At 72.0% G+C, this 15,035-nt stretch carries 10 protein-coding genes and 1 pseudogene; 9 read left to right on the top strand and 2 right to left on the bottom strand.

Annotation, left to right across the window (positions count from 1 at the left end):
* Positions 1-16: 16 nt before the first annotated feature.
* Both OG430_RS45905 and OG430_RS45900 read left to right on the top strand, forming a co-directional pair.
* On the top strand, positions 17-1,588 hold the full coding sequence (locus tag OG430_RS45905) for a class I adenylate-forming enzyme family protein (protein WP_327358651.1): 1,572 nt from the start codon (positions 17-19) through the stop codon (positions 1,586-1,588).
* Positions 1,589-1,630: 42 nt separating this feature from the next.
* Entirely contained in the window at positions 1,631-2,500 is an 870-nt protein-coding gene (locus OG430_RS45900) for a class I SAM-dependent methyltransferase (protein WP_327358650.1), read from the top strand.
* A gap of 46 nt (positions 2,501-2,546) precedes the next feature.
* Here the strand turns inward: OG430_RS45900 and OG430_RS45895 are convergent, their stop codons facing one another.
* Positions 2,547-4,094, bottom strand: a complete 1,548-nt coding sequence (locus tag OG430_RS45895) for an MFS transporter (protein ID WP_327358649.1) — start codon at positions 4,092-4,094, stop codon at positions 2,547-2,549.
* 219 nt (positions 4,095-4,313) lie between these two features.
* On the opposite strand from OG430_RS45895, the gene OG430_RS45890 reads away from it, so the two are divergent.
* The 7 genes and pseudogenes from OG430_RS45890 to OG430_RS45860 all read left to right on the top strand — a co-directional run bounded on the left by OG430_RS45890 (position 4,314) and on the right by OG430_RS45860 (position 13,821).
* A complete protein-coding gene (locus OG430_RS45890; protein WP_327358647.1) occupies positions 4,314-5,489 on the top strand; it encodes a low temperature requirement protein A in 1,176 nt (391 codons plus the stop codon).
* A 163-nt stretch (positions 5,490-5,652) separates the two neighbouring features.
* On the top strand, positions 5,653-8,031 hold the full coding sequence (locus OG430_RS45885; protein WP_327358644.1) for a lysylphosphatidylglycerol synthase transmembrane domain-containing protein: 2,379 nt from the start codon (positions 5,653-5,655) through the stop codon (positions 8,029-8,031).
* Between the two features lie 133 nt (positions 8,032-8,164).
* On the top strand, positions 8,165-9,652 hold the full coding sequence (locus OG430_RS45880) for an ABC transporter permease (protein WP_327358643.1): 1,488 nt from the start codon (positions 8,165-8,167) through the stop codon (positions 9,650-9,652).
* A 58-nt stretch (positions 9,653-9,710) separates the two neighbouring features.
* The gene (locus tag OG430_RS45875; RefSeq protein WP_327358642.1) at positions 9,711-10,394 is read left to right on the top strand and encodes an ABC transporter ATP-binding protein; all 684 of its coding nucleotides are present in this window, start codon (positions 9,711-9,713) and stop codon (positions 10,392-10,394) included.
* Positions 10,395-10,633: 239 nt separating this feature from the next.
* Positions 10,634-11,524 (top strand): esterase/lipase family protein, encoded by an 891-nt coding sequence (locus OG430_RS45870; RefSeq protein ID WP_327358641.1) that lies wholly within the window; start codon positions 10,634-10,636, stop codon positions 11,522-11,524.
* 258 nt (positions 11,525-11,782) lie between these two features.
* Positions 11,783-12,295: pseudogene (locus OG430_RS45865) on the top strand (GtrA family protein); the annotation flags it as partial.
* Positions 12,296-12,840: 545 nt separating this feature from the next.
* Positions 12,841-13,821 carry a hypothetical protein gene (locus tag OG430_RS45860; RefSeq protein ID WP_327359486.1) on the top strand — a complete coding sequence of 327 codons (981 nt, stop codon included), beginning with the start codon at positions 12,841-12,843 and terminating at the stop codon, positions 13,819-13,821.
* 342 nt (positions 13,822-14,163) lie between these two features.
* Here OG430_RS45860 and OG430_RS45855 read toward each other — a convergent pair whose 3' ends face one another.
* Positions 14,164-15,003, bottom strand: coding sequence for an SDR family oxidoreductase (locus OG430_RS45855; protein WP_327358640.1), 840 nt, complete (start codon positions 15,001-15,003; stop codon positions 14,164-14,166).
* Positions 15,004-15,035: the final 32 nt, after the last annotated feature.

Here is a 15,035-nt window from a genome sequence, read left to right as displayed (position 1 = left end):
GAAGGCAGGCGTCTCCATGCTTCTCGATCACACCCTGAACCTCGCCCTGCTCGCCGAGTCCGCCCTGGAGCGGCTCGGCGATCACGACGCACTCGTCTATGACCGGCACACCTATCGCTCTGGGCAGTTGGCGGAGCGCGCCCGGCGGGTCGGTGCCGGACTGACGCAGCTCGGGGTGCGGCCCGGGGACCGGGTGGTGGCCCTGATGGCCAACTGTCCCGAGGTCGGCATCACGTACAACGCCGTCTGGCGGGCCGGTGGGGTGGTGACGCCGGTGATGTTCCTGGTGTCGGGGACGGAGCTCGGCCACATCCTGGCGGACTCGGGGGCCCAAGTCGTCGTGACGAGCCCGGAGTTGCTGCCCACGATCGCCGCGGCGGCGCCTGCCGCGCCCGCCCTGCGTCAAGTCGTGCTCGTGGGCGAGGCGCCGGACGGGACCCCGGACCTGCCGGGCGGGGTGCGGCTGACGGCGTTCGCGGACCTGGAATCGGCCGCCCCGGCCGACATCGTGCTGCGCGGCGACGACGAGCTGGCCGCACTGCTCTACACCGGCGGAACCACGGGCCGCGCCAAGGGCGTCATGCTCAGCCACCGCAACCTGCGCTCCTGCGCGGCGAGCACCCACCAGGCCGGCCAGGAGGACGGACTGGCCGAAGGCATCAACCGGACCCTGATCCCGCTGCCCCTCTCGCACGCGTACGGGCTGATCGTGACACTGGTCGGCTGGCATGCCGTCGAGCCCCAACTCGCCATCCTGCAGCGCTGGTTCGCCCCGGCCGAGTGGCTGGCCCTGGCCCAGGAGTACCGCGTCCAGCGCACCACCCTCGTGCCCAGCATGATCCAGATGCTGCTCGCGCAGCCGCTGGAGAAGGCCGACCTCTCGGAGCTGCGCCATGTGGCGAGCGGGGCGGCTCCGCTGCCCGCGGAGGTCCGCGCCGAGTGGGAGCGGGTGGTGCCGGGCAGCGAGATCCTGGAGGGCTACGGCTGCACCGAGTCCGGCTCGGTCATCGCCACCACCCGGCCGGGGCGGATCCGGCCCGGTTCGGTCGGGCTGCCGCTTCCCGGGTACGCCATCGAGATACGCGACGACGAGGGCCGGGCCGTGCCCGCGGGCTCCCCCGGCGAGATCTGCGTACGCTCCGCCGGCGTGATGAGCGGCTACTGGCACTCCCCGGAGCAGACCGCGCAGGCGCTGCGCGACGGCTGGCTGCAGACCGGCGACATCGGCACCCTCGACGACGAGGGCTTCCTGTTCATCGTCGACCGCAAGAAGGACCTGATCCTGCGCGGCGGCTTCAACGTCTACCCGCGCGACGTCGAGGACGCCCTGCTCACCCACCCCAAGGTGGCCGCCGCCGCGGTGGTCGGCCAGCCCGATCCGCGCCTCGGCGAGGAGGTGGTGGCCTTCGTCGCGCTGCGGCCCGGCTGCTCCCTGGACGACGGCGAGTTGGGGACGTACGCCCGTACGCAGCTGTCCGCGCACAAGTACCCGCGTGAGGTGCACGTCCTGGACCGACTGCCCCTGACCAGCGTCGGCAAGCTCGACCGCAAGGCGCTGCGCGGGCTGACGCGAGCCGAACAGACCTGACTTGGCCTGGCCGACCGTGAGTCGCGCCGATACGGTCGCCGGATGGATCACACGGATCAGGTGTCTCAGACGGCTCAGACGGCTCAGACGGCTCAGACGGCTCAGGATGAGCGGCAACTTCACGCCTCGTCGTTCGGCGCGGCGGCCCTCGCCTACGCCGAGCACCGCCCCGACTACGCGCAGGACGCGCTGCGTTGGGCGCTCGATTCCGCGCCGGGTCCGCGTGTGCTCGACCTCGGCGCCGGGACCGGCAAGCTGACCGCCACGCTGCTCGCGCTGGGCGCCGAGGTCGTCGCGGTCGAGCCCGCCCCGGCGATGCTGGCCGAGCTGCGCCGCGCGCTGCCGACCGTCCACGCGCCGCCGGGCAGTGCCGAGGCGATTCCGCTGCCGGACGGGGCCGTGGATGCCGTGGTGGCCGGCAATGCCATGCACTGGTTCGACATGGCCGTCGCGGGACCCGAGATCGCCAGGGTCCTCGCACCCGGCGGCGTGCTGGCCGGCCTGTGGAACGTGCTGGACGACGAGGTCGACTGGGTGGCCGGGCTCGCCCGGGTCAGCGGGAGCGCGGCCATCGGCCCCCGTGACACGCCCGCCAGTTGGCGCGCGGAGACAGCAGAGATGCACCTTCCGAAGACCGGCCCGAAGACCGGCCCGAAGTCCGGCACGAGGCCCGGCGCGGCCACCCGGTTCGGCTCGCCCGAGCAGGCCGACTTCCCGCACGGACAGCTCCGTACGGCCGACTCCCTCGTCGCGACGCTCGCCACGCGCGCCGGGATGCTGGTCATGCCGGAACAGGAACGCGAGGCAGCGCTCGGCCGGATCCGCGACTTCCTCGCGAGCCGACGGGAGACCGCCGAGGGCGAGTTCACCCTGCCCATGCGCACCGCCGTGCTGCGCACGAGACGGTTGTGACCTCCCGGCGGACCTCCGTTCCAGGACCGCCGTCCAGGACCTCCGCCTAGTCGGCCGCCGGCACCGCCGGCTCATGGTGCTTGGGCGCCTTCGCCGTGACCATCACCCCGGCGACCAGGCCGGCAAGGAGCATGATGCCGACCGCCCACCAGATGGCGACCGTATAGCCGTGCACGATGCCCTCGCCCGTCACCAGTTGCTTGACGGGGCCGGTGGGCGGCTGGTGCGTCTTGGCGACGACGTCCCGCAGATGCGTGGCGATGTACGTCGCCGAGGCCGTGGTCGCGATCGTGTTGAGCAGTGCCGTGCCGATCGAACCGCCCACCTGCTGGGCGGTGTTGACCGTCGCCGAGGTCACCCCGGAGTCCTGCGGCGCGATGCCCGCGGTGGCCGTGGCGAAGACCGGCATGAAGGTGAGGCCCATGCCGAGGCCGGTCAGGAGCATGCCGGGCAGGACGTGGGTGGCGTACTCCCCCTCGACGGTCAGGCCGGTGAGCAGCAGCAGTCCGAGGGCGGCGAGCAGCATGCCGGGAACCATCAGCATGCGCGGCGCCACGTGGTGCAGCAGCCGGGCCGAGATCTGGGTGGAGCCGACGATGATCGCGGCCGTCATGGGCAGGAAGGCCAGGCCCGTCTTGACCGGCGAGTATTCGAGGATGCCCTGCAGGTAGTACGTCAGGAACAGGAACAGCGCGAACATGCCGATGGTCGCGAGACCCATGGTCAGGAAGCAGCCCGCGCGGTTGCGGTCCTTGATGATGTGCAGCGGAAGGAGCGGGCTCGGGGCGCGCGTCTGCCACCACACGAACCCCGCGAGCAGCACGACCGCCGCGGCGAACAGGCCGAGGACCAACCCGTCGGTCCAGCCGCGCGGTTGGGCCTCGCTGAACCCGTAGACGAGGGCGACGAGTCCGCCGCAGCCGAGCAGCACGCCGGGGGCGTCGAGGCGGGCGCCGGTGTGTCCGGGCCGGTCGTGCAGCATCATGATCGCGCCGATGACCGCGATCGCGGCGATCGGGATGTTGACGTACAGGCACCAGCGCCAGTTCAGATACTCGGTGAGCAGCCCGCCGGCGAGCAGCCCGATCGCCGAACCGCCGCCGGCCATCGCACCGTAGATCCCGAACGCCTTGCCGCGCTCCTTGGGGTCCGTGAACGTCGTGGTGAGCAGCGACAGCGCGGACGGCGAGAGCACGGCGGCGAAGACGCCCTGCAGCGCGCGGGCGCCGAAGAGCATTCCGGGCCCGGTGGCGGCGCCGCCGATCGCGGAGGCCCCGGCGAAGCCGATCAGGCCGATGATGAAGGTCCGTTTGCGGCCGACGAGGTCGGCGATGCGGCCGCCGAGCAGCAGCAGCCCGCCGAAGGCGAGGGTGTAGGCGGTGATCACCCACTGCCGGTTGCCGTCCGACATGCCCAGGTCGCGTTGGGCGGAGGGCAGGGCGATGTTCACGATGGTCGCGTCGAGGACGACCATGAGCTGCGCGATGGCGATCACCACCAGGCCCCACCAGCGCCGGGGGTCCGGCTCCCCGGGTGCCGGTCCGCCCGTCGCGGCCGCGGCCGCCTTGCCTTCGGGTATCGGTCCGTCGCTCATCGCGCTCATCTATCCAGGTCACCATGGGCGGCGCGACGTCGCACGCCGTGGCGGCCGGGTACGCGGCTGAGCACGGCCGGCGGGTTGCCCGGCGGCAGAATCGACCGGCTGTACGGCATGTCACAGGCGTGGCCTATTGTTCCGCCTGGAGCCAGGCCGTGGGGGTCGGGGGCAGTCGGCGGGGAGGGCCCTATGGCCATGGGCAGGGATGAATCACGCATGGTCGCCACGGACGACGCGCATCGCGTCACGTCGGCGGAACTCTTCTTCGACCTGGTCTTCGTGTACGCGATCACTCAGGTCACCGCGCTGATGGCGCACCACACCAGCGCCGAGCTCATGCTCGGCGGCTTCGTGGTGCTCGCGCTGCTGTGGTGGTGCTGGTGCTGCTTCTCCTGGCTGGGCAACGTGGTGCGCGCCGACTCGGGGGCGATGTTCGGTGTTTTGGTCGCGGTGATGGCGGTCGTGCTGGTCGTCTCGCTGACCGTGCCGGAGGTGTTCGAGGACAAGTCCGGTGGCCTGTACGGGCCGTTGGTGTTCGTGGTCTGTTACGGCGCGGTGCGGCTGCTGCACCTCGCCACGTACTGGGTCTCCGATCCGGACGACCAGGCGCTGCACGCCACGATCCGGCGTACCGCGATGCTCTCGGTGGCGCCGCCGTTCGTGCTGCTGCTCGTGGGCAGCTTCTTCACGGGTCTCACCCAGATCCTGATCTGGCTCGCGGCCGTGGTCGTCGACTACAGCGGCATCTACATCACCGGTTCGAAGGGCTGGCGGGTCGCCTCGCCCGGGCACTTCGCGGAGCGGCACGGGCTGATCGTGATCATCGCGCTCGGGGAGTCGATCGTCGCGATCGGTGTGGGTGTCGCGGCGGAGGCCATCTCCGTGCCAGTGATCGTCGCGGCGGCCACGGGGCTGCTGGTCGTGGCCGGTCTGTGGCGGCTGTACTTCCAGGAGTTGAGCGAGCGGGCCGAGCACGCGATGTCCGCCCTGACCGGCGACGCGCGGACGGTCATCGCCCGGGACACGTACACCTTCCTGCATCTGCCGCTGGTCGCCGGTGTCGTGTTCGCGGCGCTCGGCATGAAGAAGGCCCTGCACCAGATAGCCGACAACGAGCACTACGCCCTGACCGAGCCGCTGCACGGCCTGGTGGCCTGGTCGCTGACCGGCGGGGTGGGCGTGTTCCTCCTGGGTGCCGCGGCGATCCTGTGGCGGGTCGGCAGGCGCCCGTCGTGGGTGCTGGTCGCGGGCGGGCTCGGCTGTCTGGCGGCGGGAGCCCTGGTCGTGGTGGTGCCCGCGCTGGCGGCGCTGGGTCTGCTCGCGGCGGCCGTGCTCGCCGTGGTGCTGCTGCAGGGCCGCTCCGGACGGCGGGCCGCGCCCGTCGAGGCCTGAGCCTCAGAGGCCCCTCACCCCTCTCACCTGAACGGCCCACACCAGTCCTCGGTACCCACCGGGACGGGCCGCTCCCCTCGGGCGACACCGGGCTCCCCATGGAACGATCTTCGCAAGCAATGAGCATGGCGGAACTCGACGGGAGCGGCGGACGCTGATGGCGGTGTTCGGCAGAGATGAGCCCGACGGTCCGACCGGTGACGTGCGCGCCACCGCGGCCGACGGCTCCCGCCTGATCCGCCGCCCGGTGGACCGCATGCGGTTCACCCTCGGAGCGGTGGGCATCGCGCTGCTCGTGGCCTTCGCCGCACTCGAGCGGACCGTGCCGAACCTGCTGATCGGCCCGGTGGTCTTCGCGGCCGGCGTGGCCATGGCGGTGGCCCCCGCGCTTGCCGCCGTGGAGCGACTGATGCGGCGCGAGGGACGACTCGTCGCCGACGGGGTGCTTGCCGCCCTCGGTACGTATCTCGTCGCGCTCGGCATCAATCTGTACGTCCTCGGGCCCGCGCCCGACGCGATCCGCAGGGCCCTGACCCGGGCGCACCCGGACGGCGGGAACGTCGAGCCCGTCCATCTGTACATCGCGACCGTGGTCGCCTTCATCACCGTGGTCGGCTTCGGCGACCGGCTCGTCCTGCGCAACGCGGCCTGGGGCGCCCTGGTGATCACCGCGGCGGCGGTCCTGGTCGAGCATCGCATCACCCTGATCGGGCTGATCGTGAGCTTCGTCCTCGGGCGCACGGCCGCGTTCGGGGTGCGCTGGTGGCGGGGCAGTCCCGATCTCGCGCCGCCCGACGCGGCGGTCTCGGCGGCGCTGGCCGAGGCGGAGCTGCCGCCCGCGACATGTGAACGCATCGCCAACGGCCCGGCGGGGAACCGCCGTTACGAGGCGACCATCGAGGGCGGCCGGCGCCTCTCCGTGACCGTCCTGGACCGCAATCGCGCCACCGCCGGCCTCGCGTACCGCCTCTATCAGCGGCTGCGCCTGCGCCGGCCCGCGCAGAGCCAGGGCCAGGGACTCTTCTCGCTCCAGCATGTGGTGGAGCAGCGCACCCTGCTCGCGCTGGCGGTGGCCGACTGCGGCATCCGCACCCCGCACCTCGCCGCGGTGCGCAAGCTCAGCCCGGACGCCGTGCTGCTCGCCTATGAGCGGGTCGACGGGCGTACGTTGGACGAGCTGGCGGAAGGGGAGCTGACCGATGAGCTCCTCGGGCGGATGTGGCGGGTGGTGGCCAAGCTGCACCGGCACCAGATCAGCCATCGGCGCCTGAGTGTCGGCGCCTTCCTCATCGACGACGCGGGACAGGTGTGGCTGACGCGCCTGGAGGCCGGCGAGGTGGCCGCTTCCTCGCTGCAACACCGGCTTGACGACGCCGAGTTGATGGTGATGCTGGCCACCCGGGTGGGCGCCGAACGCTCGGTGGGCGTCGCCCGCCAGGTCCTCGGTGACGACGTGGTGGCCTCGGTGCTGCCGCTGCTGCGGCCCGCCGCGTTCACGCAGGAGACGCGGGCGCGGCTGCGCAAGCACAAGGGCGCCCTCGAAGGCGTCAGCAAGGAGATCCTGGCGTTCCAGCCGGAGGGGCCGCAGCCCAAGGCGGTGAGCCTTGAGCGGCTGCGGCCGCGGACGATCCTGTCGGCGCTCGGCGGCGCGGTCGCCGTGTACTTCCTGATCGGGCAGTTCTCCGGGCAGCCGATCGGCAACATCTTCAAGGGCATGTCCTGGCCGTGGGCCGCGCTGGCCCTGGTCGGGACCGCACTCGGCTATGTCGCCGCGGCGATGGGGCTCGCCGGGTTCGTCCCGCAGCATCTGCCGCGCGTACGGCTGCTGTTGGCGCAGATCGCCGGGTCGTTCGTGACGCTGGTGACGCCGGCCGCCGTCGGCGGGGTCGCGGTCAACACCCGGTTCCTGCAGAAGGCCGGCATCGCCTCCGCGCTCGCGGTGACCAGCATCGCGGCCTCGCAGGTGGTGGCGTTCGCGGCGTTCCTGCTCCTGGTGATGCTGCTCGGCTCGATCTCCGGGTCGTCGGCGAGCGCCCATCTGCCGCCGTCGTCGGTGATCGTGACGGTGCTGCTCGCGGTGGCCGTGCTGTGCCTGGTGGTGGCGGCCGTGCCCGCACTGCGCAAGTTCGTCGTCACGCGCGTCAAGCCGGTCTTCACCGGGGTCGGGCCGCGGATGCTGGAACTGCTGCACAATCCGCGGAAGTTGGCCGTGGGCGTCGGCGGCGCGTTCCTGCTGCCGCTGTGCGGCAGCCTGTCGCTGTGGGCGTCGGTCTGCGCGTTCGCACCCGAAGGCAAGCAGATCGACTTCGCGACCGTCGCGGTCGTGTTCCTCATCGGCAAGTCCGCCGGGTCGATCGTGCCCACGCCCGGCGGCCTGGGCGCCGTGGAGGCGGTCCTCTCCGGTGGCCTGGCGGCCGCGACCGGGATCAGCGGCTCCGTCGCGTTCTCCGCGGTGATCCTGTTCCGGCTCCTCACCTTCTGGCTGCCGATCGTGCCGGGCTGGATCGCGACGACCTGGCTGCAACGGCGCGACGCGCTCTGATCCGCTCCAGGTGGGCGGCGATCCCTGCGAGGCGGACGGCGATCCGCCCGAGGTAGGCGGCGGTTAAGCCGTCTCATGCTGCTCTCAGACTGCTCCCATCCCTCCTTCACACCGTCTCCCTACCGTCTGCCGCATGTTCTTCACCTACCTGAGGCGTGAACTGCGCCGTCGCAGAAAGGCGGCGCTCGTCGTCGCCTCCGGGCTCGCGCTCGGCATCGCGCTCGTCATCGTCGTCAACTCCGTGTCCGCGGGCATGAGCCAGGCCCAGGACAACGTCCTGCAGTCCCTGTACGGGCTCGGCACGGACATGACCGTCACCAAGGCCCAGGAGCAGCCCAAGGAGGGCGAGCAGCCGTCACGGCCGCGCTTCGAGTTCGATGCCCGCGAGGAGGGCGACGACGGCGAGCAGTCCAGCGACCGCCTCATGGTCCAGGGCTTTGAGACCCTGAAGTCCACCACCGTCGCCACGGTCGCGCAGCAGGACGGCGTCGCGGACGCGGTCGGCGGGCTCAGCCTCACCAACCTCAAGGTGAGCGGGGAGTTCAAGCGCGGCGAGTTCAAGCAGGACGAGTCCGCGCAGCAGGGCGGCGGCGGACCGGGCGGCGGCAAGGGCGGCACCTCCGGCGCTCCGAGCGGTGAAGTCCGTGGCGGCGGCGCCGACTTCGACGTCAACTCCTTCACCGTCTTCGGCACCGATGTCACCGAGCCCGCGCTCGGCCCGCTGACCTCCTCGACCGTGTCCGAGGGACGCACCTTCAAGACGTCCGAGACCAACGCGAAGGTCGCGGTCGTCGACAGCGCGTACGCCAAGACCGAGGACCTGAAGACCGGCGACACCCTGAAGATCAAGGGGGTGAAGTTCGAGGTCGCCGGCATCGCCACCGCCGACCGCGGGCAGTCCGCCGCCAACGTCTACATCCCGCTCAAGCAGGCCCAGACCCTCGCCGACGCCAAGGACAAGGTCACCACGGTCTACGTCAAGGCGTCCGACTCGCAGCAGATCGGGGCCGTCAAGAGCGCCATCCAGAAGAACGTCACCGGCACCACCGTCACCACCTCGGCCGACCTCGCCAAGACCGTCTCCGGCTCGCTGGACACCGCATCGGATCTCGCCGCGAACGTCGGCAAGTGGCTGTCGTACGCGGTGCTGTTCGCCGCCATCCTGGTGGCCGGGCTGCTCACCTCGTCGGCGGTCAGCCGGCGCGTCCGCGAGTTCGGCACGCTCAAGGCGCTCGGCTGGAAGTCCGGCCGGGTCACCCGCCAGGTCGTCGGCGAGGCACTTGTCAACGGGCTGCTCGGCGGCGCGCTCGGCATCGCGGTCGGGCTCGGCGGCGCGTACCTGGTGACGACGATCTCCCCCACGCTCACCGCCGAACTCGGCGGCTCCACGGGGATGACGGGCGGCGGCGGCCCCGCCCTGAACATCGCGGGCCCCGGTGGCGGCGGCCTGCGCCAGGGCGCGGCCCAGAGCCTCGACATCGCGCTCAGCGCACCGGTCAGCCTGGCCACGATCGGCCTCGCGGTCGGCCTGGCGGTCGGCGGCGGTCTCGTCGCGGGCGCCTTCGGCGGCTGGCGCGCCTCCCGGCTGCGGCCCGCGGACGCGTTGCGCCGCGTCGAGTAGTACGGCGCCCCGCGACCCCCGTCCCCGGCACATCACCCAGCACCAGGAGTCACCCAGCATGTACCAGCTCAGAGGCGTCACCAAGACGTACCGCCGCGGCAGAGACAGCGTCGACGCGCTCGCCGGGGTCGACCTCACCATCGAGGACGGCGGCCGGCTCGTCATCCAAGGGCCCACCGGGGGCGGCAAGTCCACCCTGCTGCAGATGCTCGGCGGCCTGGACCGGCCCACCTCCGGCACCGTCGACCTCGACGGCACCGACCTCGCCTCGCTGCCCGAGGCCCGGCTCACCCGCGTACGCAGCGAGAACATCGGTTTCGTCTTCCAGTCCTTCAACCTCATCCCTACGCTCACGGCTCAGGAGAACGTGGAGACCGCCCTCGTCCCGCTCGGCCTCAAGGCCCGCGACCGCCGCGAACGGGCCGCCGAGGCCCTGGAGTCGGTCGGCCTCGGGGAGCGGCGCGGGCATCTGCCGGGCGAGATGTCCGGCGGTCAGCAGCAGCGCGTTGCCATCGCCCGGGCGCTGGTCAAGCGGCCCAAGGTGCTGCTCGCGGACGAACCGACGGGCAACCTCGACGAGTCGATGCGCGACGAGATCATGGACGTACTCGAAGGGATGTGGAAGGAACACGGCCTGACCTTCGTCATGGTCACGCACGACAGCGCCATCGCCCGCAGGGCGCCGCGGCTGGCGACCATCAAGAAGGGGCGGCTGACGATCACGGAGAACGCGGGGGCGTGAGCGGCGCCGGTTGAGCGAGCAGGCCGGTCGGCGAGCAGGCCGGCTGAGCATGAGGGGCGAGCCCGGCGCGCGATGCGCCGGGCTCGACAGTTTCTGACCATCCGTCAATTTTACTGACGCGTAACTTCCTTCCGCAGGCTACTCATGCGTAATTTGGCATGAGCACCACCTCACTTGTGGTCCGGGCCGCAGGGCGCACCTTCCGTGCCAATTCCCTTGAGCCGCAAGGAGATCGCTCGATGCTGCCCTGGAATCGCACCACCCGTGGCCTGCGACCACTCGCCGCCCTGCTACTGACGGCGGCGGCGCTGCTCGCCCCCTCCGCCGCGGCGCAGGCCGCCACCGACACGGCCCCCGCCGCCACCACGGTGAGCCGCGGCTGGAACAACTACGCGTGCAAGCCGTCGGCCGCCCACCCGCGTCCGGTGGTCCTGGTACACGGCACGTTCGGCAATTCCGTCGACAACTGGCTCGCCCTCGCCCCGTACTTGGTGAACAGGGGCTACTGCGTCTTCTCGCTCGACTACGGGCAACTGCCCGGCGTGCCCCTCTTCAACGGGCTCGGCCCGATCGCCAAGTCGGCCGAGCAGCTGCGCGACCACGTGGACAAGGTGCTCGCCGCGACCGGCGCGCCCGAGGCCGATCTGGTGGGCCACTCGCAGGGCGGCATGATGCCGCGCCACTACCTGAAGTTCCTCGGCGGCGCCGCCAAGGTGAACGCCCTCGTCGGCATCGCGCCGGACAACCACGGCACCACCCTGCTCGGCCTGACCAAGCTGCTCCCCTACTTCCCGGGCGCCGAGCACCTGCTCACGCTGGCCACTCCTGGTCTCGCGGACCAGATCGCGGGTTCGGCGTTCGTGACGAAGCTGAACGAGGGCGGCGACACCGTGCCCGGCGTGCGCTACACGGTCATCGCCACCAAGTACGACGAGGTCGTCACGCCCTACCGCTCCCAGTTCCTGGACGGGCCGGACGTCACCAACGTCCTCATCCAGGACAAGTGCGCGGCCGACCTGTCCGAGCACGTGGCGATAGGCCTGGTCGACCGCATCGCCTATCACGAGGTCACCAACGCGCTCGATCCCGCACATGCCACGCCCACGACGTGTGCGTCGGTCATCGGCTGACCCCATCTCATGCGCGTCGGGCATCGGCCGACCGACGCCATCCTCGAACCGACTGGCACCCGTCCGAAATCCCCTCCGACCTGCGATCTCCTCAGCAACGCCTCCCCCGTGGCGCCGACACCCCACCCTATGGCGCCATAAAGGGCTTGCATGGCGCCACGCGATGCGCCATGATGGCGGCTCAAGCGATGAACCCCTCGGCCCAGACCGGGCCGAGGGGCCCGCATCGCAGAGTCAGCCATCGGAGGGGCCGGGATCATGGAGTCAGCAGAACACCAGACGCAGGCGGCACCCGGCGCCTTCGCCGCCTTCGCACGCTTCGTGCTCTGCGGCGGCGGCGTCGGTGTCGCCTCCAGCTTTGCGGTGGTGGCGCTCGCCGCCTGCATGCCGTGGGCCCTCGCCAACGCGCTGATCACCATCGCCTCCACGCTGCTCGCCACCGAGCTGCACGCCCGCTTCACCTTTGGCGCCAACGGACGCGCCACGTGGCGCCAGCATGTGCAGTCGGGCGGGTCCGCGGCGGCCGCGTACGCGGTGACCTGCCTGGCGATGTTCGTCCTGCAGCAGCTGGTGGCGGCGCCGGGTGCGGTGCTCGAGCAGGTCGTCTATCTGTCGGCGTCCGCGCTCGCCGGCGTCGCGCGCTTCGTGGTGCTGCGCCTGGTGGTCTTCGCCCGGGGCCGCTCCAAGGCCGCGGCCCCGGCGACTGCCGACGTGCGCGGCCGCGCCCGGGTTCCGGCTCAGACCTCGCACGCCCGACTCACCGCGCGCCCCGCGCACCCGGCTCGCGCGGCCCGCCCCGCGCACTTCGCCCCTCGCGCTCCGATCGCCGTGCTGCCGGTTGCCGGGCCGGTCGGCCCCGCGGCGGTCCGGTTCCGCGGGGCCGGGGCTGTCCGGGCTGTCGGGGCACAGGCGGCGCCCGCCCGGCCCGCCCTGTGCCCCGCCGCCTGACCGGCGCGACCGAGCGACCGAGCGACCGAGCGACCGAGCGACCGACGAGGAACCTGGGACGGGTCGATCAAGGGAAGGGAGAATCCTCCCGATAAGCTACGGGTTTGTTTGCGCCCCAACCCGCAGTGAGCCAGGAGGCTTTCCCTGTGACCGTGACCACCGCCGTCACCCCCGCCACACCCGCCGAAGCCCCGTCCGACGCTCCCGCCACGGCCGCAGCCGAGGCCGGAGTCGAGGCCGACGCCCAGGCCATCGCCGAGGTCGGCGCGGAGTTCGTCGTCGAGGCCGACGCGGAGCCCGTCGTCGAGGCGACCGTCCCGGCCCCGGCCGAAGAGGTCACCACGGCGCCCGCCACCGCCGCGCCGGAGATCATCGTGCGCGACGCCCGCGAGTTCGGGGTGTACGCCCGCACCGGCGGCTGGACCTTCGCGCTGAAGGTCGCGCGCAGCGTGCGGCCGGGCGGGCAGCTCGCCGGGGAGACGTCGAAGGTGTCCGCCAAGGAGTTCGCGGAGCTGGCCGGGTGCTCGCCGGAGCGGGTCATGCGCTACTACAAGGCGTGGGACATGGCCGCCGACGACGGTGTGGTCCCGCAGTTCGAGACCCTCGTCCCGGGTGAGGACATCGAGCTGCCGGACGCCGACGTATGGCTGAGCTACTACACCTCGCGCTCCAGCGCGACCTCCGTGCGCGGCACCGCGATCAGCGCGGCCGCCGAGGCCGAGGGCATCCGCCCGACCAAGGCCCTGGAGGTCGCCGAGAACCCGACCGCGCTGCGCGCCGCGATCCTCGCCGACCCCTCCACCGCCCAGGCCGCCCGCTCCGCGCTGCTCGACCGGGTCAAGGAGGACCCGGAGCTGCAGGCCGAGCTGGCCCGCGACATCGCGCAGAGCAAGGAGCTCAAGAAGGCGGTGGCCACCGAGTCCCAGGCCGCCGACCGCATCGGCTACGTACGCAAGATCGTCGAGGAGGGCCAGGTCAAGACCGCGGCCGGCCAGACCCTCGACGCACCCGCCGCGCTGCGCGCCGAGGCCGAGCGGCACCTCTCCCTCATCGACGAGCTGGACGACGACGAGGACGCCGGGCAGTGGGCCACGGAGGCGTACGACACGGTCAAGGACCTCGTCGTACAGACCGTGGAGGCCGACCCTGAGCTGCGGGTGGCCGAGAAGCGCACCAAGTTCTACAGCAGTCTGCAGAAGGCGACGAAGGTCTTCGAGGAGCTGACCTTCGACGACGTGGACGACTTCGACGCGATCTACGAGGACGACATGGTGCAGCGCCTGGAGGAGCTGCAGCAGGCGCTGACCACGTGCATCGCGGCCCTGCGCAAGGCGGCGCCCCAGCAGTGAACCGGACGCTGCCGCGGTAGCGAGCCGGTCGGGCCCCGGACGGTCGAGTCGCCGTCCGGGGCCCGCATTACGTCTGGCGAAAGCCCCCGCATGGCGCCCCGCCCAATCGGCGAACGTTCCCGCCGGACGGCCGGTGAGCTGTTCTACGACAGGGCTCCGGCGCTGTTCGCCGGATGGGAGCCGTCGGCGCCGTTCGACGGATGGGGCCGTCGGCGCCGTTCGCCAGACGGGCGCCGGCCCTCTGACCACGCGCATCGCCACCCTGCGCAAGGCAGCGCCCCAGCGGTGAGACGGTGACGGGATCCCAGACGCCCAAGTCACCCTCCAGAGCCCCGCATCGCGTCAGGCGAAAGCCCCCGCATGGCGAACCGCCCAGTCGGCGAAGGTGCCCGCCGGACGGCCGGTGAGCTGTTCGACGGCGGGGCTCTCGCGCTGTTCGCCGGGCGTGGGGCGGCCCAGGATGTCGAGGGTGCCGTCCACCACGTGCTCCGGCATGAACTGCCCCATGAAGGCGCGGGCTTCGGACCGGCTCAGCTCGTGGAAGCGGACCGGCTCGCCGAGTGCCGCGGCGATCGCGGCGGCCTGTTGGCGCGGGGACACCGGGGCCGGTCCGGTCAGTTCGTACGCGCGGCCGCTGTGCCCGGTCTCCGTGAGCACGGCCGCGGCCGCCGCCGCGATGTCCGCCGGGTCGATGAGCGGCAGGCCCACGTCGCCGAACGGCGCGGCGATCGTGCGCTGTTCGCGGACGGATCCGGCCCAGGCGAACGCGTTGGACGCGAAGCCGCCCGGCCGCAGCACGGTCCACTCCAGGCCCGACGTCCGCACGGCGTCCTCGAATTCCCGCAGGTGGGCGTGGGACGCGGCGGCGGGGCGGGTGGCGACACCCTGCGAGGACTGCAGCACGACGCGGCTCACTCCGGCGGAGCGCGCGGTGTCCAACAAGGCGCCCGCGTCGAGGCCTTCGCCGCCGCCCGCGATGAGGAGGTAGAGGGCGTCGGCGCCGTCCAGGGCGGGCTTCAGCGTCGACGGCTCGGCCAGATCGGCCTGTTGGTGGATGACGCCGCTCGGCAGGTCCTGGGCAAAGGCGCCGCGGGAGACCGCCGTCACCTGCTGCCCCGCGGCGGCGAGGGTCTGGACGAGCGGACGGCCGACGTTGCCGGTGGATCCGGTGACCACGATCACGATGAGCTCCTGAAGTCTATGCAATGCGGTGT

The organism is Streptomyces sp. NBC_01304 (genome assembly GCF_035975855.1).
GTDB lineage: Bacteria > Actinomycetota > Actinomycetes > Streptomycetales > Streptomycetaceae > Streptomyces.
Note: the sequence above shows the minus strand (reverse complement) of the source record. Positions and strands in the feature narration are given on the sequence as shown.

Bases quoted from the DNA above. Each gene is read 5' to 3' on its own strand.
- OG430_RS45905 (WP_327358651.1), top strand. From the start codon at position 17: ATGCTTCTCGATCACACCCTGAACCTCGCCCTGCTCGCCGAGTCCGCC.
- OG430_RS45900 (WP_327358650.1), top strand. From the start codon at position 1,631: ATGGATCACACGGATCAGGTGTCTCAGACGGCTCAGACGGCTCAGACG.
- OG430_RS45895 (WP_327358649.1), bottom strand. From the start codon at position 4,094: ATGAGCGACGGACCGATACCCGAAGGCAAGGCGGCCGCGGCCGCGACG.
- OG430_RS45890 (WP_327358647.1), top strand. From the start codon at position 4,314: ATGGTCGCCACGGACGACGCGCATCGCGTCACGTCGGCGGAACTCTTC.
- OG430_RS45880 (WP_327358643.1), top strand. From the start codon at position 8,165: ATGTTCTTCACCTACCTGAGGCGTGAACTGCGCCGTCGCAGAAAGGCG.
- OG430_RS45875 (WP_327358642.1), top strand. From the start codon at position 9,711: ATGTACCAGCTCAGAGGCGTCACCAAGACGTACCGCCGCGGCAGAGAC.
- OG430_RS45870 (WP_327358641.1), top strand. From the start codon at position 10,634: ATGCTGCCCTGGAATCGCACCACCCGTGGCCTGCGACCACTCGCCGCC.